Below are 22,864 nucleotides of genomic sequence, written 5' to 3'. Positions count from 1 at the left end.
GAGCAGGTATGAACAACCTTTTGAACAAAGCCGCACTACAACTTAGCGCGATTGTTTAGACCATTCTTTTTAGAGATAGCGCCTGACCCACGAGATCAAGTTACAAGGCCAGTTGTAACCCCTAAAAAAGGCTACCGTCAGAGGTAAAACCGCGCAACTATCCGACCGAGCGGTACTTTCGAATAGTTCTTCAAACAAAAGAACTATCAGGCGCTTTTAAGCAACCACTCCAAACCCATCCCCACATGCTCTTGCGTGCTGTCCACCAACGGCAATGGGCTGTCCACGCCCTTCAGCAACAACCCAATCTCGGTACACCCAAGGATCGCGGCTTCAGCGCCTTGATCGCGTAATTGCCGCAGCACACCGAGATAGAAGTCCCGGGCAGGCTGGTGAAATTCGCCTCGGCACAGCTCAGCGAAGATGATCCGATCTATCTCGGTCATGGCGTCTGTGCTCGGCAGGAGGGTTTGAATGCCGAAGCGATCGGCGAGTCTGTGCTTGTAGAAGTCTTCCTGCATGGTGAAGCGTGTGCCCAACAATGCAGCCTTCGAGACGCCGCGCTTTTGCAGCGCCCGGCCCACCGCATCACCGATGTGCAGCAGCGGAATACGGACAGCGGATTCGATGGCACCCGCGACTTTGTGCATAGTGTTGGTTGCCAGCAGTAATGCGCCAGCACCTGCTCGTTCAAGCCCGCGTGCGGCATCGGCCAGTTGTGCGCCGGCTTGTTCCCACTCCCCGGCTTTCTGCAGCGCAGCGATGCAGGCAAAGTCCACCGAGTGCAGCAGAAGAGGCGCCGAGTGCAGGCCGCCAAGGCTGTCGCGCACGCCCTCGTTCAGCCATTTGTAATAGGTTGCCGTGGACTCCCAACTCATCCCGCCCAATACGCCGAGGGTTTGCATGCCGTTCTCCGTCAATCGTTATCGATGCAGGCTAGGCGCATCTTTCGGCAGCGGCCAGAGACAGATCTCGTATAACCGGCCAGTACAGTGCGCGGCCTGTTGATAAGTGTCGATGACGTCTCCATCTCTATGGCATCCCTTTTTGAGGCGCATGTCATGTCTGAGTCCCTAATGATCCCCTGCCCGCAGTGCAACGGGCTGAACCGCATTCCTGCCGATCGGCTGGGCGATCACCCCAAATGCGGTCGCTGTAAACAGCCAGTATTGCTGAGCAAACCTTTCACGCTGACCGAGGGCGACTACGCCAGTCAGATCAAAGGCGACCTGCCGCTGTTGGTTGACGTTTGGGCCGAGTGGTGTGGGCCGTGCAAATCCTTCGGGCCAACCTTCGAGCAAGCAGCAGTGCAGCTTTCGGGTCGCTGCCGTCTCGCCAAGCTGGACAGCGAGGCCAATCAGCAGCTTTCGGCTCAGTTGGGGATTCGTTCGATCCCCAGCCTGATTCTGTTCAAGAATGGCCGCGAATTGGCTCGGCAAAGCGGCGCGATGTCGTTGCAACAACTGAACGCCTGGTTGGGCAGCCAAGGTATCTGACGCGCTCACCGAAATACGGTGAAACCGCCTTTTCGCTTGTTGTTGTAAGACAGGTCTGAAAACGCTTGGCGGTCCGATGGACATCCAGTTTTGCGCCTACGATTTGTGCTCGGCAGACAATCCAGGAGCATGCAGCGATGACGTTCGTAGTCAGGGAAGGCGATTCAACGAGCACCGGTGGTTTTGTGTTGAAAGCCTCGGGGCGCCAGGTGTGTGACGAACGTCGACTGGCGCGAATGGGGGATCCGGTGTGGTGCGCGGTGTGTCAGCGTGTCGGTTTTATCAATCAGGGCAACCCCACCTATATCGATGAGTTCGTTGCTGTGGCTACGAATGGGCAAACTGTCCGCTGCGACTGCCCTGAGGACCAACACCGGCTTATTTCAAGCCAGAATCAGGTGACAGCGGACATGGATGCGACGATTAGCATCCCTCCGGATCTGGCCAAGGCAGCACAAAAAGTCGCGAGGAAAATGAATGCGGCAATCAGTAACGGCTCGTTACTTCCTGAACGCGTTTGACGCTCCGCAATCGTTGACGCCTCAAGCGTTGTTCTCCAGATACTGATGCAGCTCCATAAATTGCTGCGTCAGCTTGTGACGAGGCTCAAGATGAATCAGCGGCGTGTTCGCCTGGTGGGACTCGCGCATTTTGACTGAGCTGTTGAGATAAACCGGCAACACGGGCAACCCCTCGGCAATCAACTCATCCAGAATCTGCTGCGGCAGGCTGGCCCGGGACTGGAATTGGTTGACGATAATGCCTTCCACCTCCAAATCCTCATTGTGATCTTCTTTCAGTTCTTCGATTTCCTTGAGCAGACCGTACAGCGCCTGACGCGAAAAACTGTCGCAGTCGAACGGGATTAGCACTTTGTCGGCGGCGATCAATGCCGAAACCGCATAGAAATTCAGCGCAGGCGGCGTATCGATGTAGATGCGCTCGTAATCTTCGTCCAACTCATCCAGCAATTTACGCAGCTTGTTGATCTTGTGCTTGGCCTCAAGCTTGGGCTGCAGGTCCGCCAGCTCAGCAGTCGCGGTCACAACGTGCAGGTTGTCGAACGGGGTTTCGTAGATATCGACTTTGTTTTTCTTGGCAAACGGTCCGGAAGACAAGGTTTGCTTGAAGAAATCGGCAATTCCCATGGGGATATCGTCCCCGGTCAATCCGGTCAGGTACTGCGTAGAGTTGGCCTGCGCATCAAGATCGATCAAGAGCGTCCGATAACCTTCATATGCGCTGACGGCTGCCAGGTTGCAGGCGATGCTCGACTTACCAACACCACCCTTTTGATTGAAAACCACGCGCCGCATGGACGACCTCCCTGATGCTGTGTGCTGTATAGACCGCTGAACGGTCCGATGAATGGTATCGAGTCTATGCAATGCGCATGACGACGGCGAGTCTGAGAAACAATTCTGACAACCGGGCCAGCACTTGCGCCGTTTATACATCGAACGACCCTACATGAGTCCGCCTGAACCTTCGCGCCCGTCAGTAAGAAATATCGTTAGTAAACACACTCTTTGTAACTGCGTTTGCCAGTGTGTACCCCTACCGGGATAATGCGCGCCACTCGGCGATAGCGCCGCGCCAGGGTTGGTGTCACTTCGGCTCAATACCGAAGCTGGAAGTATGCCCAAGTGGGCGGGAAGATAACTCGTGATCACGTTCAACATCGCACAATGGCGAGCATGGGCCCCTGGCCTGGCAACTGCCGAAGACTGGCAACAGTGGAGCCAGCATCCGACGCAGGTCGACAGTGCAGATCAGGCACCTGACGTGTCGTTTCTGCCCGCCATGCAACGGCGGCGCCTCAGCCGTCTGGCCAGAATGGCGTTCAGCGTAGGCTGGCCACTGGCTGATGGGCGCGAGCAGCTGCCGCTGGTATTCGTGTCCCGGCACGGCGAAACACCCCGTACTTTCGAGATCCTCAGTGATCTGGCCGCCAACCAGCCGTTGTCGCCCACGCAATTCAGTCTGTCGGTGCACAACGCTGTCATCGGCTTATGGTCGATCCTGCGCGGGGAAACCAGTGAGATGACAGCGCTGGCAGCCGCAGGCGACGGGCTGGAGCATGGCGTTATTGAAGCGGCGGCGATGCTGGCCGATGGCGCCTCGGCTGTGCTGCTGGTCATTACAGAAGAAAATCCTCCCGGCGCCTATGCGCCCTGGATTGACGACGTCCCGTTCCCTTATGCACTTGGGTTGCTGTTGACCCCTGGCGATGAATGGCAGTTGTCATTGCGTTCGCTGGATCAGCAAACGGTAGCGCCCTTGCGTAGCGCATGGCCACACGCGCTCAACCTTTTACGCGCGCTGTCGACACAGCAGAGCGCATTGCAACATCCCTGGAAGAGTCGGCTATGGAACTGGCAACGCAATTATTGAGCAGAACCCGCGACGGCTATTACTGGCGTCTGCTGGCCACTGCGGTAAGTTTTGCTCTCTTCGGGCTCGGCGGCCTGTGCCTGCGCGTCTTCATCTTCCCACTGCTCTCAATGTTACCGGGCAGCGCACAAAGCCATCAGCGCCGGGCTCGATCCACCATCAGTCGCCTGTTCTGGATGTTCATCCGGTTCATGGCACGTACCGGCGTGCTGACTTACAAGGTTGAAGGCGCCGAACAGCTTGGCCGACCGGGGCAGATGATCATTGCCAATCACCCTTCACTGATCGACGTGGTGTTTCTGATCGGTCTGGTGCGTGACGCCAACTGCGTGGTCAAGCAAAGCCTTTGGCAGAACCCGTTCACGCGGGGGCCTGTGCGCTCCACCGGCTATATCAGCAACGACGGCAGCATGGACATGCTCGACACAGCCGCCCATGCGCTGAAGTCGGGGGAGACGCTGATCATTTTCCCCGAAGGCACTCGCACGCAACCCGGCAAAGCGCCAGCGTTCCATCGTGGCGGCGCGGCCATCGCACTGCGCGGCGCGACAATCATCACGCCGGTCACTATTCGCGTCTCGCCAACCACGCTGACCAAAGCCGAGCCCTGGTACCGCATCCCCTTGCGTCGTGTGCACTTCCACCTGCGCGTGGGCGCCGATATCGATCCCGGCGCCTTTGCAGCCCTGGGCCCGGCCCCAGTGGCATCGCGCAAGCTCAACGATTACCTGCATCACTACTACATCAAGGAACTCGCCTCAGATGAGCGATCTGCACCTGGAAATTAAGCAGTTGATCATCGACGCCCTGGGCCTCGAAGACATCAGCACCCACGATATCGGCAATGACCAGACGCTGTTCGGCGAAGGGTTGGGCCTGGATTCCGTGGACGCCCTGGAACTGGGCCTGGCGATTCAAAAACGCTACGGCATCAAGATCGATGCCGATGCCAAAGACACACGCAACCATTTCACCAGCGTGAACACCCTTGCGGCGTTCGTCAGCGCTCGCCAAGTGGCCTGAGGACTGAACATGCAAACCCGTGACGACATCTTCGAAACCTTGCGCAATGCGCTGGTTGAGTTGTTCGAACTTGAACCTGAGCGAGTCACTCTTCAGGCCAATCTATATCAGGATCTGGAGATTGACAGCATCGATGCTGTGGACCTGATCGACCACATCAAACGCAAGACCGGCAAGAAAATCGCCGCCGACGAGTTCAAGGCCGTGCGCACCGTCAATGACGTGGTCGAGGCCGTATACCGGCTGGTCAATACGCCCGCATGAATCGCCTGATTGACGTGGCACTGGTGCTGGCAGGGGTGCTGTATCCGTTTGCCGTGTACTTGGGCCTTGAGCATTTCTCGCCGTGGCAATTCGCGTTGTTGCTGGGTGCGTTGTGGACGGCTCGGGTGCTGACCAGTGAGCGTCGCCCGGGCAGCCTTGGCATGGCCGTGGTGGCAATCGGCTTTTGCCTGCTGCTTGGCGTGCTCGATAGCCCGCGCCTGCTGCGCTGGTATCCGGTGTTAATCAGCGGCTTCATGTTGAGTCTGTTCGGCTTGAGTCTGGTGCGCGGCATGCCGCTGGTCGAGCGACTGGCGCGCCTGACCGACCCTGAACTGCCCGAACGTGCGATCCGCTACACGCGTCACGTCACGCAGGTCTGGTGCTGCTTCTTTCTGCTCAACGGCCTGATCGCTGCCGCGTTGACCCTTTGGGCACCGCTGACATGGTGGACGCTCTACACCGGCCTCATCGCCTATGGCTTGATGGGCATTCTGTTCGCCGGCGAGTGGCTGCTTCGTCAACGAGTGCGGGGACACGCATGAGCTGGATCGATCCTGAGCACCTGCTGCTCGAAGCCCACAGCGGACGCGGTCTGACGCATCTGCCCGCGATGGATCATGCGCAGTTTCGCGCAGCGGTTCTGAGCGTCGCGGCCGGTCTGGTCGAGCGCAAGGTCCAGCGCGTGGCCATCCACCTTGAAGACGCAGGCGAACTGGCCGTGGCCATCTTTGGTGCGTGGCGGGCAGGCGTTGACGTGCTGCTGCCGGCCGATCTTCAAGGGCAGACCCGCAAGCGTTGGGCAAGCCATGTTGATGTGTGGTTGACCGACCTACCTGAAGACGTGCCGCTGGGCACGTTGAACGGCGAACCATTACTGCCCGCCGCGCTGGACCTTGATCGCTGCGTCTTGAGCCTGTGCACCTCCGGCTCCAGCGGCGAGCCCAAACTGATCGAAAAGCGCCTGCGCCAGCTGGCCAATGAAGTCACCGCGCTGGAGCGGCTGTGGGGCGCTGAACTGGGTAGCGCCTGCATCATTGGCAGCGTCGCCACACAACATATTTACGGCCTGCTTTTTCGGGTTTTGTGGCCGCTGTGCGCCGGACGTACTTTTGTCCGCAAACAGCTGCCGTTCCCCGAAGACCTGCAACGCGCCAGCCATGACCATGCCACGTTTGCCTGGGTCGCGAGCCCGGCCCTGCTCAAACGTATGGGCGACAACCTCGACTGGCCAGGACTGCGCGCGGTCCGCCGGGTATTCTCATCCGGCGGCGCACTGCCGGCGCAGGCCGCTGAAACCCTGCACGCACGACTGGGTCAATGGCCGACCGAAATCCTCGGCAGTTCGGAAACCGGTGGCATTGCCTGGCGTCGCGGCGATCCACTGTGGCGCGCGTTCGAAGACGTGAAGCTCAGTCAGGACAGCGAAGGCGCACTGCGCATCGAATCACCCTATTTGCCAGCAGGTCATATCGAGCAAACAGCCGACGCCGCTTGCTTCACTGCAGATGGCCGCTTTGAACTGCTGGGGCGTCTGGACAGGATCGTCAAGCTGGAAGAGAAGCGCATTTCCCTGCCACTGCTGGAGCAAGCATTGACGCTGCATGACTGGGTCAACGAAGCGCGAATGGGCGTGGTCCAGGAAAATCGCGCTTCGCTTGGGGCGCTGGTGGTGCTCAGCGCCAGCGGCGTGCATGCGTTGCGCAATCTAGGTCGCCGCGCCGTGACTCAGGCGCTGCGCGAGCATTTGATTCCCCACTGCGAAGCGCTGGCCCTGCCCCGCCGCTGGCGTTTGTTGAGCCAATTGCCGCTGAACCCACAAGGCAAACTGCCTCAGGTACAAGTGGATGCGTTGCTCATGGCGCCACGTGTTCGCGAGCCAGAGTGGGTGAGTCAGCAGCAGGTTGAAGATGAATTACGCATTGAGCTGATAGTGCCGCTGGACCTTGCGCACTTTACCGGCCACTTCCCGAAGACGCCTATTCTTCCAGGCGTCGTACAAGTGGATTGGGCCATCCATCTGGCACAACGCTTACTGCCGGTGCCGCCAAGATTCGCCGGGATGGAAGTTTTGAAATTCCAGCAACTGGTCCGCCCCGGCGATCACATCACCCTGACCCTGCGTTTTGACAACGAGCGCCGCAAACTGCATTTCGCATACCGCAACGGCGACTCGCCCTGCTCCAGCGGACGGATTTTACTGGAGGCGGCTAATGATTGACCACCATCTCCGTGGGAGCGGACCTGTCCGCGAAGAGGCCGGTACACGCAACACATTTTTATCGTTTGCCCCCCTGTCTTCGCGGACAAGTCCGCTTCCACTGGAATTGCGTTCGTATGCATAACCCCTGCGCCGTGATCCCGGTCTATGACCACGAACTCGCCGTGCCTGCCGTGGTGCGCGAGTTGCTGGACGCAGGCTTGCCGTGCGTGCTGGTCGACGATGCCAGCAGCCCGGCCTGCGCTGCCGTGCTGAACACGCTTGCCGAGCAAAAAAACGTGTTTCTGGTGCAACTCCCGGTCAACCAGGGCAAAGGCGGCGCGGTCATGGCGGGCCTGCGGGAAGCCGCCAGCCTCGGTTTTAGCCACGCGCTGCAAGTGGATGCCGATGGCCAGCACGACCTGAACGACATTGCGCTGTTTCTCGACACCTCCCGCGAGCATCCGCAATCACTGATCTGCGGCTACCCGCAATACGACGCCAGCGTGCCGAAAGGTCGTCTGTATGCGCGCTACCTGACCCACGTCTGGGTCTGGATCAACAGCTTGTCGCTGCAGATTCCCGACTCGATGTGCGGTTTCCGTATTTATCCGCTCACACCGGTGCTGCACCTGATCAACACCGTGAGCTTGGGCAAGCGCATGGATTTCGATCCGGAAATCCTCGTGCGTCTGTCGTGGCGCAACCAGCCGATGCAATGGCTGCCGACCAAGGTTCACTACCCTCAGGATGGCCTGTCGCACTTTCGCCTGCTCCACGACAACGCGCTGATTTCCAAAATGCACACCAAGCTGTTCTTCGGCATGTTGGGGCGCTTCCCACTGATCCTGTGGCGGCGGTGGTTGCCATGAGGGACGCAGAGCAAAAACAGCATTGGGCCGAGCATGAAGAACGCGGCAGTTTCCTGCTGATGAAGCTCACCGCCTGGGCAGTCAAGCTGCTGGGGCGGCGAGTATTGAGCCCGGTGCTGCACGGCATCGTTTTTTACTTCTTCATGTTCGGCGGCAGTGCTCGCCGCAGCGCCTGGCAATATCAACAACGCCTGGCCGACTGGAGCAACCGCCCGGACTTGCGCCCCACCCGCTGGCGCGTGTTCAAGCAATTCATGGCCTTCGCCGACGCGCTGCTAGACAAGCTCGACGTGTGGAACGGCAAGCTCGGGCTTGAGCAAATCGAGATCGTCGATACCGCTCAATTGCGCAGCCAGTTGCGCGGCGAGCGCGGGCAGATGCTGGTCGGCGCGCACCTGGGCAACCTCGAAGTGTGCCGCGCCCTCGCTGAGCTCGGCGAAAAAGTGACCATGAACGTGCTGGTCCACACGAAACACGCTGAGCGTTTCAATCGTCTACTGGGTGAAGCGGGGGCGACCAACCTGCGCCTGATCCAAGTCAGTGAGCTGGACCCGGCCATCATGCTGCAACTGAGTCAGCGGCTTGATCGCGGCGAATGGCTGGCGATTGCCGGCGACCGCATCCCGCTGCATGGTGGCCGTAACGCACGCGTCGATTTCCTTGGCCACTCAGCTGCCTTCCCGCAAGGGCCGTGGCTGCTGGCCGGCCTGCTGAAATGCCCGATCAATCTTATTTTTTGCCTGAAAGGCGCCGAGGGCTATCAAGTGATTCTCGAGCCCTTCGCCGATGCCATCGAATGGCGCCGCAGCGATCGCCAACAAGTGATTACGCAATGGACCCAGCGCTACGCCGACCGTCTCGCGCACTACTGCCTGCAAGCGCCGCAGCAGTGGTTCAACTTCTACCCGTTCTGGAAATCCGATGACGAACCCAACCGCTGAGCCGATCATCTTCGGCGAGCATCCGTTGAGCATTGAAGAAGTGCTGGCGCTATCCAATCGCCAGCGGCCCACAGCGCTGCAAAGCGACAACGCCTATCGCCAGCGCATCAGCAAAGGCGCGCAGTTCCTCGACTCGTTGCTGGACAAGGAAGGCGTGATCTACGGCGTGACCACCGGCTATGGCGATTCTTGTGTGGTAGCCGTGCCCTTGCAGCACGTCGAAGCACTGCCGCGTCATCTGTATACGTTCCACGGCTGTGGCCTGGGCAAACTGCTTGACGCACAAGCCACTCGCGCGGTACTGGCTGCGCGTCTGCGCTCGTTATGCCACGGCGTTTCCGGGGTGCGCTTCGAACTGCTGGAGCGGCTTCAGGCCTTCCTCGATCACGACATTCTGCCGCTGATCCCCGAAGAAGGCTCAGTGGGCGCCAGCGGCGATCTGACCCCGCTGTCGTACGTGGCAGCGACCCTTTCCGGCGAACGCGAAGTGATGTTCAACGGCGAACGCCGTCCGTCGGCAGACGTGCACCGTCAATTGGGCTGGGACCCGCTGGTGCTGCGTCCGAAAGAAGCCTTGGCCTTGATGAACGGCACCGCGGTGATGACCGGCCTGGCGTGTCTCGCGTTCTCCCGCGCCCACTATCTGCTGCAACTGGCGACGCGAATCACCGCGCTGAACGTGGTGGCGCTGCAAGGCAATCCGGAACACTTCGACGAGCGCCTGTTCGCCGCCAAGCCGCATCCCGGACAGATGCAAGTGGCCGCGTGGCTGCGCAAGGATCTGGCGATCAACGCGCCTACTGCCCCGCTGCACCGTTTGCAGGATCGTTATTCGCTGCGTTGTGCACCCCACGTATTGGGCGTGCTGGCAGACAGCCTTAACTGGCTGCGCAGCTTCATCGAGATCGAGCTGAACAGCGCCAATGACAACCCGATCATCGACGCTGAAGCCGAGCGGGTTTTGCATGGTGGGCACTTCTACGGCGGCCACATCGCATTCGCCATGGATAGCCTGAAAAATCTGGTGGCCAACGTCGCCGACCTGCTGGATCGGCAACTCGCACTATTGGTAGACGAACGCTATAACCACGGCCTGCCAAGCAACTTGTCCGGCGCGCCCGCTGACCGCGCGATGATCAATCACGGCTTCAAGGCTGTGCAGATTGGCACCAGTGCCTGGACCGCCGAAGCCTTGAAAAACACCATGCCAGCCAGCGTCTTTTCGCGCTCAACCGAATGCCATAACCAGGACAAAGTCAGCATGGGCACCATCGCCGCCCGTGACGCGATTCGGGTACTGGAGCTGACCGAGCAAGTCGCTGCCGCCACGCTGATCGCCGCCAACCAGGGCGTCTGGCTACGCAGCCAGGCCTGCGATGCGCGCCCTCTGCCCCCCGCGCTGGCCGCCATGCATGAGCAATTGCGTGAGGATTTCCCGCCGGTGATCGAAGACCGCGCGCTGGAAGGTGAACTGCGCCTGTGTCTGCAACGCATTGCTGACCAACACTGGAGGCTGCATGCGTAGCAAAGGAGTCATCCACGCCGACACCGAGGTGCTGGTGCCGTTTTTCGACGTCGATTCGCTGAACATCGTCTGGCACGGTCATTACGTGAAATACCTCGAAGTGGCGCGCTGCGCGCTGCTCGACAAACTCGGCCACGACTACAACCAGATGCGTGATTCAGGCTATGCCTGGCCAGTCATCGACCTGCAATTGCGCTACGTACGCGGCGCAGTGTTTGGCCAGCGCCTAAACGTGCGTGCCAGCCTCGTCGAATGGGAAAACCGCTTGAAGATCGACTACCTCATCACTGACGTCACCACCGGCGAGCGCATGACCCGCGCCAGCACCACACAAGTGGCCGTGGAAATCGCCAGCCGTGAAATGCAGCTGGCGTCGCCCAAGGTCTTCATCGATATCGTGCAGAAGGCGCTGTCATGAACCGGCTGTTTAATGCCCTGTCCGCGATGCTGCTGATTGCCTTGTCGCCATTCGCCCACGCCTTCGACCTTCAGCAACTGAGCGAGCAACTGGCCAAGCCCACGATCATTCACGGCAGCTTCATCCAGGAAAAACACCTGCGGGCCTTGCCTCAGCCCCTGACCAGCAAAGGCAACTTCGTGCTGGCCAAGGATTTCGGGCTGCTGTGGTTGCTCGACACACCGCTCAAGCAGGATTACCGCATCACTGCCGCCGGTATCGCACGCCGTGAGAACGACGAAAACGGTGGCTGGCAAATGATTCCGAACAAGAGCGCAGGCGCGGAACAAAACCGTTTGTTTCTCGCCGTTTTGCAGGGCGACAGTAGCGGCCTGCAACGGGATTTCGAGCTGCATTTGAGCGGCGACGCGCAGGCCTGGAAGCTGACGCTAGTGCCCCGTTCGCTGATGCTCAAACAGGTCTTCACTCAGATCAACATTGACGGCGGCGCCTTGGTGCAACGCATCGAACTGCTCGAAACCCAAGGCGACAGCACGATATTGAAGATGCTCGACAGCACCGCTGAGAAACCGCTGACCGACGCGGAGCGCACCGACTTTGCGCAGTGAACGCCTGCTGCCGCGCCTGTTTCTGATCCTGCTGCTGGCCGTATTGGCGCTGGCGGGATGGCAGTGGCGTAATGGCGCGCCGCTGTCAGCCAATCTCATGGATCTGGTCCCCGGCAACAGTCCGGATGCTCTGGAGCTGCGCGCAGAACAACGCATGCAGGAACCGCTGAACCGGGAAATGCTGGTGCTGGTGGGCCACGTCGATCGGCAACAGGCGATCGACCTGGCGCAGCAGTTGAGTGACCAATGGCAAGCGAGCGGACTGTTCGAAAAGGTCCAGTGGAATCTGCAAACCGATCTGCCCGCGCTGCGCCAGCAACTGTTGCAGGGCCGGTTATCGATGCTGGCAAAAGAGGATCGGGAACAACTGATCAGTCGCCCTCAGGCGTTCATCGAGCAACGCATCAAAAGCCTGTTCGACCCATTCGGCGGGTTCAGTCTGGTGCCGAGCCAAGATGACTGGCTGGGGCTGACCGGACGCATTCAAAACAGCCAGCCCGCTCGAGGGTCAGTGCAACTGGACATCGGCAGTGGCGCGTTGATCGCCAATGCGGACGGTAAAAACTGGGTGTTGCTGCGGGCCCGCACCAAGGCCGATGCTTTCGACATGCACCTGCCGATCAAGGTCGCCGACCTGCTAGAAGCCGCCCGCGGCGAAGCGGGCAAGGCCGAGGGCCATCTGCTGGCCGCCAGCGGCTTGCTGTACGCAGCCCATGGTCAGCAGCAAGCCGCGCGGGAGATCACTTGGGTGGGCGGTGGCGCAACGCTGGGGATTCTGGCGTTGCTGCTGTTGGCATTCCGGCGCTGGCGAGTTTTGCTGGCCTTTGTTCCGGTCATCGTCGGCATGCTGTTTGGCGCCGTGGCGTGCGTGGCGCTGTTTGGCAAGATGCATGTGATGACGCTGGTGCTGGGTTCGAGCCTGATCGGCGTGGCCGTCGATTACCCGCTGCACTACCTGTCCAAGAGCTGGACCCTGAAACCCTGGCGCAGTTGGTCGGCGCTGCGTCTGACGTTATCCGGTTTGACGCTGAGCCTGGCCACCAGCTGCATCGGCTATCTCGCGCTGGCCTGGACGCCGTTTCCGGCCCTGACCCAAATTGCTGTGTTTTCGGCGGCAGGTTTGCTCGGTGCTTACCTCACTGCCGTGTGCCTGTTGCCTGCGCTGCTCAATGGCGTTGAATTACGCCCGGCGCAATGGCCGCTGCGCATCGCCGAACGCTTGTTGAACTGGCGTGAAGCGCTGGTGAGCAAAGTGCCGACCCCCGCACTGCTGGCGCTGCTGATGGTCTTTTGTGCGGCGGGTTTGTGGCAGCTGACCAGCAAGAACGATATCCGCCAGTGGATCGCCGCGCCACAGTCGCTGACCGATGAAGCCCGCGCCATCGCGCGCATTACCGGTTACCAGCCCACCAGCCAATTTTTCCTGGTGCGCGGCAAGGATCAGCAGCAGTTGCTGGAACGCCAGGCCGCGCTCGGTCAGCGTCTTGATCAACTGGTAAACCGGGGCAAGCTGCAAGGCTATCTGGCGCTGAACCAACTGGTGGCCTCCCCTGCAGACCAAATCGAAACCCGCAACGCGCTTGATGCGCTGCCATCACTCTGGCAACCGTTGATCAACCTCGGCGTGCCGGTCGAGGCGCTGAACGCAGAGCTCGACACGCTGCGAAGCCTTCCGACTCAGGACATCAACAGCGCGCTGGCCGGTCCCATGGCTGAACCCTGGCGCCCTTTGTGGCTTGGCACGACCGCCGACGGCGTGGCCGGTATTGTCAGCTTGCAGGGCCTGAATGACGCCGCACTACTGCGCGTTCAAGCGCAAGGCCTGGAAGGTGTTCAGTTGGTGGATCGACTGGGCGACCTGAATAAAGTCTTCGCTGCCACGCAAATCAGCGCCGCCGAACTGAAGCTGCTGTCTTGCGTGTTAATCGTGGCCATGCTGATCCTCCCCTTCGGGCTCGGCGGCGCCTTGAAAGTCATCGCCCTGCCCTTGCTGGCGGCGCTGTGCAGCCTGGCAAGTCTCGGCTGGCTGGGCCAACCGCTGACACTGTTCAGCCTGTTCGGCCTGCTGCTGGTGACGGCCATCAGCGTCGATTACGCCATCCTCATGCGCGAGCAAATCGGCGGCGCGGCAGTCAGCCTGTTAGGGACCCTGCTGGCAGCCGCTACGACGTGGTTGTCATTCGGGCTGTTGGCGGTATCCAGCACGCCAGCGGTGAGCAATTTTGGCTTGTCGGTCAGTCTGGGACTGGCTTTTAGCTTCATCCTGGCGCCGTGGGCGGGCAAACATGCCAGCGCCAGCCGTATAGCTAAAGCTGAGCCGGCAGCATGATGATTTTCGCGTTCTGGATTCTGGCCCTGATGCTGTTCGCCCTGGCCACACGACTGGGCCGGTACGTGAACCTGATCCCCATCGTCAGCCAATTGCTGCTGGCAACCTTCGGCGTGCCGCTGCTGATGCTGCTGTGGGTCGAGCCGAGCTGGCAACTGACCGGCGCGCAACTGGTGGCGCCAATCTGGCTGAAAACCCTTTACGGCATGAGCTTCTCCGTGGTGCTCGGGCACATCCTCAGCGACGTGATCGATGTACGTCTGGATCGACAAAGCCTGAAAGTGGCGATCCCGAGCTTTTGCGTACCGCTGTTGTGCGGCGTGGCCTGCGCGGTCTGGATCCTCAACGAACAATCATGGCTGAGTGCGCTGGCGATCGGACTGGTGTTCGCGATCACGGCGATCCCCGTGCTCTATCTGTACCTGAACCACATCGGCTATCCCCTCGACGCCACGCGCCGGCTGGTGCAAACGGCGATCATGATCGACCTCGCGTGCTGGAGCGTTTTCGGCCTTGCTCAAGGCAGCCTGAACGTGAGCAGTCTGGCGCTGCCACTGCTGGGCGCCTGCGTGCCTCTGCTACTGCGCGCACTGAAGATTCGCCGGCCAAGACTCTACGGGGCATTGTTTTTCACGCTGCTGATGGTCGCCGAGCATTACAGGCTTAATGCGCTGATCTTCGGCATCGGCTATTTGCTGTGCATGAACGCCCTCAAGCAGCCGTTCGCATTGCCATTCAAACCACAACTGTTCAAAGCGCTGCAGCATTACCTGGCAATCCCGCTGATCCTCACGTTCGGCATCGTGCAGATCAATGTTCACAGCGCTATGGGAGACCTGGGCTGGCTGAATCTGCTGACGCTGATTGCGCTGCCCATCATCAGCAAAGTACTTGGCAACTGGCTTGGCCTACGCTGGGCGACGCCGTCCTTTGCAGGCGCCAGCCGCTGGCGGGAAAGCCTGCTGCTGAACATTCGCGGCCTGAGTGAAATCGTCTTTCTCAACCTGCTGCTGCAACAGCAGATCATCACGCCTGCGCTGTACTTCGCGCTGATGTCCATGAGCCTGATCGCTACCCTGTTGCCTGCCTTGGCGGGCATGCATCGTCCTTTGCCCAAACCACTCGCACAACTCGCGAAACCCGCAGACAAGGAAACCTCGTGCCAATAGCTGAAATGGAATGTCGGCAGGTCATCGTGATCGGTGCCGGTCCTGCCGGGGCCATCGCCGCCGCACTGCTCAAGCGTCAAGGGCACGATGTGCTGATCATCGAGCGCCAACTTTTCCCGCGGTTTTCGATTGGCGAAAGCCTGCTGTCCCATTGTCTGGATTTCGTCGAAGAGGCAGGGATGCTTGAGGCCGTTGAGGCGGCGGGTTTCCAATTGAAAAATGGTGCTGCGTTTGCCTGGGGCGAGCACTACAGCGCCTTCGACTTTGGCGACACGTTCAGCGCCGGCAAACCCACCACATTTCAGGTGCAGCGCGCGCATTTCGACAAAGTGCTGGCCGACGACGCCGAGCGCCAAGGCGTGGAAATCCGCTATCAGGAAGAGATCACGACAGTTGACTTCAATGCACCGCAGCCTGTTCTGCAGGTGCACAGACTGGACGGCAGCGAATACAGCATTCAGGCCGGCTTCGTGCTGGACGCCAGCGGTTATGGCCGCGTACTCCCGCGTTTGCTGGACCTGGAAGCGCCGTCCAACTTCCCGATTCGGCGAGCGGTGTTTACCCACGTCGAAGACCGTATCGACGATCAGGGGTTTGACCGGGAAAAGATTCTGGTCACGATTCACCCTGAGATGCGCGACGTCTGGTTCTGGTCGATCCCGTTCAGCAACGGCCGCACATCCATCGGCGTGGTGGCGTCTGCTGAGCGCTTCGACGATAAACCTCAGGACCTTGACGCTTGTCTGAAAGCGTTCATCGACCAAACCCCGAGCCTGAAACGCGTGCTGAAAAACGCTCAGTGGGACACCCCCGCGCGGACCATCGGCGGGTACTCGGCCAACGTCAAAACCCTGCACGGCAAGGGATTTGCGCTGCTGGGCAATGCGGCCGAATTTCTAGACCCGGTGTTTTCGTCCGGCGTGACCATTGCAATGCGCTCGGCGAGCATGGCCGCCGGCGTGTTGAATCGTCAGTTGCAAGGTGAACGCGTCGACTGGGAAGCCGATTTTGCAGTCCCGCTCAAACGCGGCGTCGATACCTTCCGCGCGTATGTCGAAGGCTGGTATGACGGCAGTTTCCAGGAGGTGATTTTCTATCCGGGCAGTACACCGGACATCCGCCGAATGATCAGTTCCATCCTTGCCGGATACGCGTGGGACGAGCGCAATCCGTTCGTGGCTGAACCCAAGCGGCGCTTGCGGATGCTGTCGCAAATCTGCGCGAGTACAGCCCCATGAGCGAACCTTTTTTCAGCCAAAGCTATGTCGAGGAAACCCGGCTGGGCTTTCTGTTCCTGCGCAGCCACACTTGGCAGCACCACGTTTTGCGGGTGGCGATCAACGATCTGCGCGCACTGTTTCAGGATCCGCTGCCTGCCAAGCCTGTGCTGCTGGATGCCGGGTGCGGTCAGGGCAAGTCGTTTCAGTACCTGCACAGCGTCTTCGCACCCAGCCGGATTCTCGGCGTTGATGCCGACCCTCACAGCCTCAGGCTCAGCGGTGAAGAGGCTCAGCGGCGGGGGCTGAACGTCGAACTGATCGGCGGTGACTGCGCCGCGCTGCCTGTGCCGGACGCCAGCGTAGACATGGTGTTCTGCCACCAGACGTTTCACCACCTGGTGGAACAGGAACAGGCACTGGCCGAGTTTGACCGGGTGCTCAAGCCTGGCGGGTATCTGCTGTTTGCCGAATCGACCGAGGCGTACATCGACACCTGGGTCATCCGCTGGTTTTTCCGCCACCCCATGCACGTCCAGAAAAGCGCCGGGCAGTACCTTGAAATGTTGCGCAGGGAAGGCTTCGAATTCAGTTCGCAGAACGTTTCCTACCCTTACCTCTGGTGGAGCCGTGCCAAGGATTTCGGCCTGCTGGAACGCTTGAACCTGATCAAGCCCAAACCGTTCGGGCACCGTGAAGAAACCCTGATCAACGTCGTGGCGCGCAAGCCGCTTCACGCCCCTGCCGAAGGTAAAACCTCATGATCCGTCCCCTGCTGCTGGCCTGTTCGCTGCTGCTGAGCGCCTGCGTCAACCATGCGCCACTGCCACCGCAAACCCCACACTTCAAGCTGCCGCAACAGTTGCACGTCCTGCGTGAAGAGGCCGGGCAACGACAGGACTGGCTGCTGGTGGTGCAGAAGGAACACCACGACCTGCGCTGGTCGCTGATGGACCCGCTCGGCATTCCGCTGGCCCGGCAGAAACTGGCGCACCAGACGTGGAAAGCCGATGGCCTGTTGCCGCCCAATCCAGAGGCCCGTGAGTTGTTCGCGGCGCTGATGTTTGCCCTGACGACAGAGCAAGAGGTGCGTTTCGATTATCCAGGCACTGAGGTCCGCGCCAATGGCCGCACTCTGGAGGATCGCTGGATCGTGGATTACGCAACCGAAGGTTTCTTTCGGATCACGATGCCGGACGGTGTGAAATACACGGTCAGCCCGCTTGAAGGCAAAGCGTCTAAATGACTGCGTACCTCAACGCCCTTGGCGTGATCTGCTCGCTGGGTAACGACCGGGCAAGCGTGGCGCGCTCGCTGCTGGCAGGCGATACCTCGGGGATGGTCATCGAGAGCGGCTGGGTGCCTGAGCGCAGTCTGCCGGTGGCCTCGGTCAAGGTCTCGCTGCCGGAGATTCCGCGCGAGCTTGAACAACAAAGCAGCCGGAACAACCAGCTGTTGCTCGCCGCCGAGTTGCAGATAGACGAGGACATTCAGCGCGCGATCCAGCGTTACGGCCGTGACCGCATCGCGGTGATTCTGGGGACCAGTACCTCGGGTATCGACGAGGCGAGTCGAGGTATTGCGGCGTATTTGCGCGATAACCAGTTCCCCGGTGAGTATGACTATCAACAGCAAGAGCTCAGCGCGCCAGCCAACTTTCTCGCGGCGCTGCTGAACCTGAGCGGTCCGGCCTACGTGATATCCACTGCGTGCACCTCCAGCGCCCGGGCGTTGATCAGCGCACGTCGCCTGCTCGACATGGGCTTGTGCGACGCGGTGTTGTGCGGCGGCGTGGACAGTCTGTGCAAGCTGACGCTCAATGGATTCACCTCGCTTGAAGCCGTTTCGGCGCAGCGCTGCAACCCGTTTTCGCGCAACCGCAACGGCATCAACATCGGCGAAGCCGCCGTGCTGTTTCTGATGACCCGCGAAGCCAGCGAGGAACACTCGATTGCCCTGCTCGGCGCCGGAGCAAGTTCGGACGCGCACCACATTTCCGCTCCCGAGCCGACCGGGCGGGGGGCGAAACAGGCCATGCAGCAGGCGCTCGACACAGCAAAGCTGCAGGCCGCAGACATCGGCTATCTCAACCTTCACGGCACGGCCACCCAGCACAACGACGCGATGGAAAGCCTGGCCGTGCAAGGCATCTTTCCAGAAGGCGTACCCTGCTCATCGACCAAACCCATGAGCGGCCACACGCTGGGCGCGGCTGGCGCGCTTGAGGCGGCGTTCTGCTGGCTGACGTTGTCTTCGGAAAATCCTAACCAGACGCTGCCGCCTCATGTGTGGGATGGCCAAGCCGATACAGACTTGCCCGCCTTGAACTGGACCGGTCTCGACGCCCCATTGCGACAAGACAAGCCACGCCGAATGATGAGCAACTCGTTTGCGTTCGGCGGCAATAACGTCAGCCTGATTATCGGAGACGGTCCATGACTTTTACCGCGCAACATCCATGGCCGCCCGCCGATCTGCTGCCCCATGCCGGCGACATGATCCTCATCAACGATGTTCTCGAATTTGGCGACGAGCACGTTCGCACCCGGGTGATCGTGCGCCCCGGAGGTCTGTTCAATCGCGCTGACGGCAGTTTGCCCGCCTGGGTCGGTATTGAGCTGATGGCGCAAAGCGTTGCTGCGTTTGCGGGCTGTCAGGCGCGACTCAAAGACGAACCGGTGAGACTGGGGTTCTTGCTCGGCACGCGAAAATTCGAATGCAATGTCGAGCACTTCCCGGTCGGCAGCGAACTGATCATCCGCGCCGAACGTTCGTTGCAGGACGACAACGGGATGGGGGTTTTCGAATGCCGACTTACCGGCCCGGGCATCACCGCCATTGCTCGTCTGAACGTGTATTGCCCGCCGAAATCGGCACATTATCTGGCCGAAGGAGCCCAAGATGACTGACTCAATACTGGTCACCGGCTCCAGCCGTGGCATTGGCCGCGCCATAGCGCTACGTCTCGCGCAAGCCGGGTTCGACCTGGTGCTGCATTGCCGCAGTGGTCGCACTGAGGCCGAAGCGGTGAAGGCCCAGATTCATGCGCTCGGACGACAAGCCCGCGTGCTGCAATTCGACGTCGCGGACCGCGCCGCGTGCAAGGCGATTCTCGAAGAGGACGTGGAGACCCACGGCGCCTATTACGGCGTGGTGTGCAACGCCGGTCTGACTCGCGACGGCGCCTTTCCAGCGCTGACCGATGACGACTGGGACATCGTGATGCGCACCAACCTCGATGGCTTCTACAACGTATTGCACCCGGTGATGATGCCGATGATTCGTCGTCGTGCGGCCGGGCGCATCGTCTGCATCACCTCCGTTTCGGGGATGATCGGCAATCGCGGGCAGGTCAATTACAGCGCTTCCAAAGCCGGCGTGATTGGCGCAGCCAAGGCACTGGCCATTGAGCTGGGCAAGCGAAAGATCACTGTCAACTGCGTCGCGCCAGGGCTGATCGACACCGCAATGCTGGACGAGAATGTGCCGGTGGAGGAACTGATGAAGATGATTCCCGCGCAACGCATGGGCACCCCGGAAGAAGTCGCGGGCGCCGTGAATTTTCTGATGTCGGCGGAAGCTTCGTACATCACCCGCCAGGTGCTGGCGGTCAACGGAGGCCTGTGCTGATGAAGCGCGTTGTCGTCACCGGCATGGCCGGCATTACCTCGCTGGGCTGCGACTGGGCCAGTATCGAAAGCCGCTTCAATGCCAACCGCAGCGGCATTCGGCGCATGGACGAGTGGGACCGCTTCACCGAGTTGAATACCCGTCTGGCCGGGCCCATCGACGACTTTGTGGTGCCATCGCACTGGACCCGCAAGCAATTGCGCAGCATGGGGCGCGTCTCGCGTCTGGCGGTGGGCGCCGCCGAACAGGCGTTGCTGGACGCGGGCCTGCTCAACGATCCGATCATCCGCGACGGGCGCATGGGCGTGGCCTGCGGTTCATCCACTGGCAGCACCGATGAAATCAAAGCCTTCGGCAATATGCTGCTCAACTCAGTGGCAGAAGGCCTGAACGCCAACTCCTACGTGCGGATGATGCCGCACACTACCGCCGCGAATATCAGCATCTTCTTCAACCTGACCGGCCGTTTGATTCCCACTTCCAGCGCTTGCACCAGCGGCAGCCAAGGCGTGGGTTACGCCTATGAAGCAATCAAGTTCGGGCGCTTGCCGTTGATGCTGGCAGGCGGCGCCGAAGAGTTGTGCCCAACCGAAGCGATGGTGTTCGACGCGCTGTACGCCACCAGCCTGAAAAACGATGCACCGCACACCAGCCCGCGCCCGTACGACAGCGGTCGCGACGGCCTAGTCATTGGTGAAGGCGGTGGCATGCTGGTGCTTGAGGAGCTGGAACACGCACTGGCCCGGGGCGCGCACATTCATGCGGAGATCGTTGGGTTCGGCAGCAACGCCGATGGCGTGCATACGACACGGCCCGAACAACTGACGATGCGCCGGGCGATGGAGCTGGCCCTGGAAGATGCGAATCTGCTCCCGGATGCCATCGGTTACGTCAACGGTCACGGCACCGCCACCGAACAAGGCGATATCGCCGAAACCCTCGCCACTCACAGCCTGTTCGGCTCGCGGATGCCGATCAGTTCGCAGAAGAGTTTTCTGGGCCACACGCTGGGCGCCTGTGGCGCGCTGGAATCCTGGTTCAGCATCGAGATGATGAATCGCGATCGCTATATCCATACGTTGAATCTGGACGAAGTCGATGGGCGCTGCGGCGAACTGGATTACCTGCGGGGCGAGCCTCGACGCATGAGCCATGAGTTCGTCATGAACAACAATTTCGCGTTCGGCGGCGTCAATACATCGTTGATCTTCCGTCGCTGGTCCTGATTATTTACCGCTTTATTGCCATCACACTTCTCAAGGAGAGAAAGCATGACATTGAAATCCTGGGCCGCTGCGGCTGCTGTCGTCTTGAGCGTATTGCCGGCTGTCAGTCAGGCCCGCGATACCGCGCTTTACCTGCCGTTCGATAAGGTCATCGCCGATATGACCGCTGCAAAAAAGCTCGACGGGACCGTGAAGTTTTACCTGGCGGGCGTTCAGCCCAAAGGTAAAGTGACCGTGCTCTCGCCGGGCGCTGTAACTAACAAGAAGACCAATGCCTTCAACAAGTCCGACACTGACGCCTGTGAATGGGTGTTGCAGTCGGCCATTTTGCAGATGAACGAAGCGGCAAAGAATGCAGGCGCCAATGCGGTGACCAACATCGTCAGTTTCTACAAGAAAGTCGAACGTAAGGACCCAGCCACGTATGAATGCCACGCGGGTGCAATCATGGCCGGTGTTGCGCTCAAGGGTGATCTGAGCAAAGTGCAGTAAGCCTTCTCTGTAGGAGCCCACTCGTTGGCGAGGCGGAACATGCGGCTTGTCTGGCACGCCGCCTCGCGAACAAGTTCGCTCCTACAGGGCCGCACTCAGCCAGCCTTGCGCGTCACCAGGTCGATAAACGCTTTGGCCATCGGCGATTTCTGGTCCTTGCGCTGCACCAGCCACACCGCGGAGGTGGCCTCAGGATCAAGCAGCGTGCGATACACCACGCCGTCGATGCGCATGCGCTGGTATGACGCCGGCAACACGGTCACGCCCAGGCCTGCGGCGACCAAACCGATGATGGTCATCGCCTCCCCCGCCTCCTGCGTGATCAACGGACTGAATCCCGCCTCTCTCGCCAGATCCAGCAGCTGCGCGTACAACCCGCTGCCGTAGGAGCGCGGGAAGAACACAAACGGCTCGGCCGCCAGCGCTTTCAGATACAGGCCTTTTTCGCTACCCACCGCCAGCGGATGATCAGACCGAATGATCGCTACCAGCGGCTCGCGCAACAATTCCACCGCTACCAATGAGTCGGGCAACGGCAGCGGGCGCATGATCCCCACTTGCATCGATTGCTCTTCCAGCCGCTCGGCGACTTCCTTGCTGCTCATTTCCTGCAACGCCAAATGGACCGACGGGAATGCCTGCCGGAACGCGAAGATTGCCTGAGGAATGCTGGAGGTGAATGGCGCCGACGCTGTGAATCCGATTTTTAACTCGCCTATCTCGCCCAATTGCGCACGACGCGCCACATCGGCCGCCTTGTCCACTTGCGCCAAAACCAATCGCGCCTCATCGAGAAACAACCTGCCCGCCTGGCTCAATTCAACCCGGCGGTTAGTACGCTCGAATAATCGCGCGCCAAGTTCATGCTCCAACGCCTGGATCTGCTGGCTGAGCGGTGGTTGGGATATGCCGAGCGACTCGGCAGCCCGGCCGAAATGCAGCTCCTCGGCAACCGCGATGAAGTAGCGCAAGTGACGTAATTCCATGACGATCCCATTAGGTCGTGAAACCTATCAAACAGGTCGAACAATATATTGGAAAGAATCATTAGCCAGCTATATTC

Annotated in this window: 26 protein-coding genes; 23 read left to right on the top strand and 3 right to left on the bottom strand. The window is 60.3% G+C overall.

Annotated elements, in window-relative coordinates; translation table 11 throughout:
- Positions 1-206: 206 nt before the first annotated feature.
- Positions 207-905: an aspartate/glutamate racemase family protein gene (locus ACWKWM_RS02210; RefSeq protein ID WP_483844530.1), complete on the bottom strand. Its 699-nt coding sequence runs from the start codon at positions 903-905 to the stop codon at positions 207-209.
- 156 nt (positions 906-1,061) lie between these two features.
- On the opposite strand from ACWKWM_RS02210, the gene trxC reads away from it, so the two are divergent.
- On the top strand, positions 1,062-1,496 hold the full coding sequence (trxC, locus tag ACWKWM_RS02205; protein WP_483844529.1) for a thioredoxin TrxC: 435 nt from the start codon (positions 1,062-1,064) through the stop codon (positions 1,494-1,496).
- 137 nt (positions 1,497-1,633) lie between these two features.
- The gene (locus ACWKWM_RS02200; protein ID WP_483844528.1) at positions 1,634-2,017 is read left to right on the top strand and encodes a PAAR domain-containing protein; all 384 of its coding nucleotides are present in this window, start codon (positions 1,634-1,636) and stop codon (positions 2,015-2,017) included.
- A gap of 21 nt (positions 2,018-2,038) precedes the next feature.
- On the opposite strand, the gene ACWKWM_RS02195 is transcribed toward ACWKWM_RS02200, so the two are convergent.
- Positions 2,039-2,812 carry a ParA family protein gene (locus tag ACWKWM_RS02195; protein WP_483834800.1) on the bottom strand — a complete coding sequence of 258 codons (774 nt, stop codon included), beginning with the start codon at positions 2,810-2,812 and terminating at the stop codon, positions 2,039-2,041.
- Positions 2,813-3,161: 349 nt separating this feature from the next.
- Here ACWKWM_RS02195 and ACWKWM_RS02190 point away from each other — a divergent pair, with 349 nt between their 5' ends.
- The 21 genes from ACWKWM_RS02190 (at position 3,162) to ACWKWM_RS02090 (ending at position 21,801) form a co-directional block, all read left to right on the top strand.
- Positions 3,162-3,890, top strand: coding sequence for a beta-ketoacyl synthase chain length factor (locus ACWKWM_RS02190; RefSeq protein ID WP_483844527.1), 729 nt, complete (start codon positions 3,162-3,164; stop codon positions 3,888-3,890).
- Entirely contained in the window at positions 3,866-4,678 is an 813-nt protein-coding gene (locus tag ACWKWM_RS02185; RefSeq protein WP_483844526.1) for a lysophospholipid acyltransferase family protein, read from the top strand. The genes ACWKWM_RS02190 and ACWKWM_RS02185 overlap by 25 nt, the downstream gene beginning before the upstream one ends.
- A complete protein-coding gene (locus ACWKWM_RS02180; protein ID WP_483834803.1) occupies positions 4,653-4,913 on the top strand; it encodes a phosphopantetheine-binding protein in 261 nt (86 codons plus the stop codon). The genes ACWKWM_RS02185 and ACWKWM_RS02180 overlap by 26 nt, the downstream gene beginning before the upstream one ends.
- A gap of 9 nt (positions 4,914-4,922) precedes the next feature.
- Positions 4,923-5,177: an acyl carrier protein gene (locus tag ACWKWM_RS02175; protein ID WP_483844525.1), complete on the top strand. Its 255-nt coding sequence runs from the start codon at positions 4,923-4,925 to the stop codon at positions 5,175-5,177.
- Entirely contained in the window at positions 5,174-5,719 is a 546-nt protein-coding gene (locus tag ACWKWM_RS02170) for a COG4648 family protein (protein ID WP_483844524.1), read from the top strand. Before ACWKWM_RS02175 ends, ACWKWM_RS02170 begins: the two co-directional genes overlap by 4 nt.
- Positions 5,716-7,395: an ApeI family dehydratase gene (locus tag ACWKWM_RS02165; RefSeq protein WP_483844523.1), complete on the top strand. Its 1,680-nt coding sequence runs from the start codon at positions 5,716-5,718 to the stop codon at positions 7,393-7,395. The genes ACWKWM_RS02170 and ACWKWM_RS02165 overlap by 4 nt, the downstream gene beginning before the upstream one ends.
- Positions 7,396-7,511: 116 nt before the next feature.
- Positions 7,512-8,246: a glycosyltransferase family 2 protein gene (locus tag ACWKWM_RS02160; RefSeq protein ID WP_483844522.1), complete on the top strand. Its 735-nt coding sequence runs from the start codon at positions 7,512-7,514 to the stop codon at positions 8,244-8,246.
- The gene (locus ACWKWM_RS02155; RefSeq protein WP_483844521.1) at positions 8,243-9,187 is read left to right on the top strand and encodes an LpxL/LpxP family acyltransferase; all 945 of its coding nucleotides are present in this window, start codon (positions 8,243-8,245) and stop codon (positions 9,185-9,187) included. Before ACWKWM_RS02160 ends, ACWKWM_RS02155 begins: the two co-directional genes overlap by 4 nt.
- The gene (locus tag ACWKWM_RS02150; protein ID WP_483844520.1) at positions 9,168-10,712 is read left to right on the top strand and encodes an HAL/PAL/TAL family ammonia-lyase; all 1,545 of its coding nucleotides are present in this window, start codon (positions 9,168-9,170) and stop codon (positions 10,710-10,712) included. The genes ACWKWM_RS02155 and ACWKWM_RS02150 overlap by 20 nt, the downstream gene beginning before the upstream one ends.
- Positions 10,705-11,130: an acyl-CoA thioesterase gene (locus ACWKWM_RS02145; protein ID WP_483844519.1), complete on the top strand. Its 426-nt coding sequence runs from the start codon at positions 10,705-10,707 to the stop codon at positions 11,128-11,130. Before ACWKWM_RS02150 ends, ACWKWM_RS02145 begins: the two co-directional genes overlap by 8 nt.
- Positions 11,127-11,738 (top strand): outer membrane lipoprotein carrier protein LolA, encoded by a 612-nt coding sequence (locus ACWKWM_RS02140; RefSeq protein WP_483844518.1) that lies wholly within the window; start codon positions 11,127-11,129, stop codon positions 11,736-11,738. Before ACWKWM_RS02145 ends, ACWKWM_RS02140 begins: the two co-directional genes overlap by 4 nt.
- Positions 11,728-14,067 (top strand): MMPL family transporter, encoded by a 2,340-nt coding sequence (locus ACWKWM_RS02135; RefSeq protein WP_483844517.1) that lies wholly within the window; start codon positions 11,728-11,730, stop codon positions 14,065-14,067. Before ACWKWM_RS02140 ends, ACWKWM_RS02135 begins: the two co-directional genes overlap by 11 nt.
- A complete protein-coding gene (locus tag ACWKWM_RS02130) occupies positions 14,064-15,236 on the top strand; it encodes a cation:proton antiporter (RefSeq protein WP_483844516.1) in 1,173 nt (390 codons plus the stop codon). The genes ACWKWM_RS02135 and ACWKWM_RS02130 overlap by 4 nt, the downstream gene beginning before the upstream one ends.
- On the top strand, positions 15,227-16,474 hold the full coding sequence (locus tag ACWKWM_RS02125; protein ID WP_483844515.1) for an NAD(P)/FAD-dependent oxidoreductase: 1,248 nt from the start codon (positions 15,227-15,229) through the stop codon (positions 16,472-16,474). Before ACWKWM_RS02130 ends, ACWKWM_RS02125 begins: the two co-directional genes overlap by 10 nt.
- The gene (locus tag ACWKWM_RS02120) at positions 16,471-17,217 is read left to right on the top strand and encodes a class I SAM-dependent methyltransferase (RefSeq protein ID WP_483844514.1); all 747 of its coding nucleotides are present in this window, start codon (positions 16,471-16,473) and stop codon (positions 17,215-17,217) included. The genes ACWKWM_RS02125 and ACWKWM_RS02120 overlap by 4 nt, the downstream gene beginning before the upstream one ends.
- Positions 17,214-17,699 (top strand): DUF3261 domain-containing protein, encoded by a 486-nt coding sequence (locus ACWKWM_RS02115; protein ID WP_483844513.1) that lies wholly within the window; start codon positions 17,214-17,216, stop codon positions 17,697-17,699. Before ACWKWM_RS02120 ends, ACWKWM_RS02115 begins: the two co-directional genes overlap by 4 nt.
- Positions 17,696-18,892: a beta-ketoacyl-[acyl-carrier-protein] synthase family protein gene (locus tag ACWKWM_RS02110; protein WP_483844512.1), complete on the top strand. Its 1,197-nt coding sequence runs from the start codon at positions 17,696-17,698 to the stop codon at positions 18,890-18,892. Before ACWKWM_RS02115 ends, ACWKWM_RS02110 begins: the two co-directional genes overlap by 4 nt.
- Positions 18,889-19,362, top strand: a complete 474-nt coding sequence (locus ACWKWM_RS02105) for a hotdog family protein (protein WP_483844511.1) — start codon at positions 18,889-18,891, stop codon at positions 19,360-19,362. The genes ACWKWM_RS02110 and ACWKWM_RS02105 overlap by 4 nt, the downstream gene beginning before the upstream one ends.
- Positions 19,355-20,083 (top strand): 3-oxoacyl-ACP reductase FabG, encoded by a 729-nt coding sequence (gene fabG / locus ACWKWM_RS02100; protein WP_483844510.1) that lies wholly within the window; start codon positions 19,355-19,357, stop codon positions 20,081-20,083. The genes ACWKWM_RS02105 and fabG overlap by 8 nt, the downstream gene beginning before the upstream one ends.
- A complete protein-coding gene (locus ACWKWM_RS02095) occupies positions 20,083-21,309 on the top strand; it encodes a beta-ketoacyl-ACP synthase (protein WP_483844509.1) in 1,227 nt (408 codons plus the stop codon). The genes fabG and ACWKWM_RS02095 overlap by 1 nt, the downstream gene beginning before the upstream one ends.
- A 45-nt stretch (positions 21,310-21,354) precedes the next feature.
- Positions 21,355-21,801 (top strand): excinuclease, encoded by a 447-nt coding sequence (locus ACWKWM_RS02090; protein WP_483844508.1) that lies wholly within the window; start codon positions 21,355-21,357, stop codon positions 21,799-21,801.
- Between the two features lie 95 nt (positions 21,802-21,896).
- On the opposite strand, the gene ACWKWM_RS02085 is transcribed toward ACWKWM_RS02090, so the two are convergent.
- Positions 21,897-22,787, bottom strand: a complete 891-nt coding sequence (locus tag ACWKWM_RS02085) for a LysR family transcriptional regulator (RefSeq protein ID WP_483844507.1) — start codon at positions 22,785-22,787, stop codon at positions 21,897-21,899.
- Between the last annotated feature and the right edge of the window lie 77 nt (positions 22,788-22,864).

The sequence above is a fragment of the Pseudomonas rosaeacicularis genome (genome assembly GCF_057128745.1).
Note: the sequence above shows the minus strand (reverse complement) of the source record. Positions and strands in the feature narration are given on the sequence as shown.

Bases quoted from the DNA above. Each gene is read 5' to 3' on its own strand.
- ACWKWM_RS02210 (WP_483844530.1), bottom strand. From the start codon at position 905: ATGCAAACCCTCGGCGTATTGGGCGGGATGAGTTGGGAGTCCACGGCA.
- trxC (WP_483844529.1), top strand. From the start codon at position 1,062: ATGTCTGAGTCCCTAATGATCCCCTGCCCGCAGTGCAACGGGCTGAAC.
- ACWKWM_RS02200 (WP_483844528.1), top strand. From the start codon at position 1,634: ATGACGTTCGTAGTCAGGGAAGGCGATTCAACGAGCACCGGTGGTTTT.
- ACWKWM_RS02195 (WP_483834800.1), bottom strand. From the start codon at position 2,812: ATGCGGCGCGTGGTTTTCAATCAAAAGGGTGGTGTTGGTAAGTCGAGC.
- ACWKWM_RS02185 (WP_483844526.1), top strand. From the start codon at position 3,866: ATGGAACTGGCAACGCAATTATTGAGCAGAACCCGCGACGGCTATTAC.
- ACWKWM_RS02180 (WP_483834803.1), top strand. From the start codon at position 4,653: ATGAGCGATCTGCACCTGGAAATTAAGCAGTTGATCATCGACGCCCTG.
- ACWKWM_RS02175 (WP_483844525.1), top strand. From the start codon at position 4,923: ATGCAAACCCGTGACGACATCTTCGAAACCTTGCGCAATGCGCTGGTT.
- ACWKWM_RS02170 (WP_483844524.1), top strand. From the start codon at position 5,174: ATGAATCGCCTGATTGACGTGGCACTGGTGCTGGCAGGGGTGCTGTAT.
- ACWKWM_RS02165 (WP_483844523.1), top strand. From the start codon at position 5,716: ATGAGCTGGATCGATCCTGAGCACCTGCTGCTCGAAGCCCACAGCGGA.
- ACWKWM_RS02160 (WP_483844522.1), top strand. From the start codon at position 7,512: ATGCATAACCCCTGCGCCGTGATCCCGGTCTATGACCACGAACTCGCC.
- ACWKWM_RS02155 (WP_483844521.1), top strand. From the start codon at position 8,243: ATGAGGGACGCAGAGCAAAAACAGCATTGGGCCGAGCATGAAGAACGC.
- ACWKWM_RS02150 (WP_483844520.1), top strand. From the start codon at position 9,168: ATGACGAACCCAACCGCTGAGCCGATCATCTTCGGCGAGCATCCGTTG.
- ACWKWM_RS02145 (WP_483844519.1), top strand. From the start codon at position 10,705: ATGCGTAGCAAAGGAGTCATCCACGCCGACACCGAGGTGCTGGTGCCG.
- ACWKWM_RS02140 (WP_483844518.1), top strand. From the start codon at position 11,127: ATGAACCGGCTGTTTAATGCCCTGTCCGCGATGCTGCTGATTGCCTTG.
- ACWKWM_RS02130 (WP_483844516.1), top strand. From the start codon at position 14,064: ATGATGATTTTCGCGTTCTGGATTCTGGCCCTGATGCTGTTCGCCCTG.
- ACWKWM_RS02120 (WP_483844514.1), top strand. From the start codon at position 16,471: ATGAGCGAACCTTTTTTCAGCCAAAGCTATGTCGAGGAAACCCGGCTG.
- ACWKWM_RS02115 (WP_483844513.1), top strand. From the start codon at position 17,214: ATGATCCGTCCCCTGCTGCTGGCCTGTTCGCTGCTGCTGAGCGCCTGC.
- ACWKWM_RS02110 (WP_483844512.1), top strand. From the start codon at position 17,696: ATGACTGCGTACCTCAACGCCCTTGGCGTGATCTGCTCGCTGGGTAAC.
- ACWKWM_RS02105 (WP_483844511.1), top strand. From the start codon at position 18,889: ATGACTTTTACCGCGCAACATCCATGGCCGCCCGCCGATCTGCTGCCC.
- fabG (WP_483844510.1), top strand. From the start codon at position 19,355: ATGACTGACTCAATACTGGTCACCGGCTCCAGCCGTGGCATTGGCCGC.
- ACWKWM_RS02095 (WP_483844509.1), top strand. From the start codon at position 20,083: ATGAAGCGCGTTGTCGTCACCGGCATGGCCGGCATTACCTCGCTGGGC.
- ACWKWM_RS02090 (WP_483844508.1), top strand. From the start codon at position 21,355: ATGACATTGAAATCCTGGGCCGCTGCGGCTGCTGTCGTCTTGAGCGTA.
- ACWKWM_RS02085 (WP_483844507.1), bottom strand. From the start codon at position 22,787: ATGGAATTACGTCACTTGCGCTACTTCATCGCGGTTGCCGAGGAGCTG.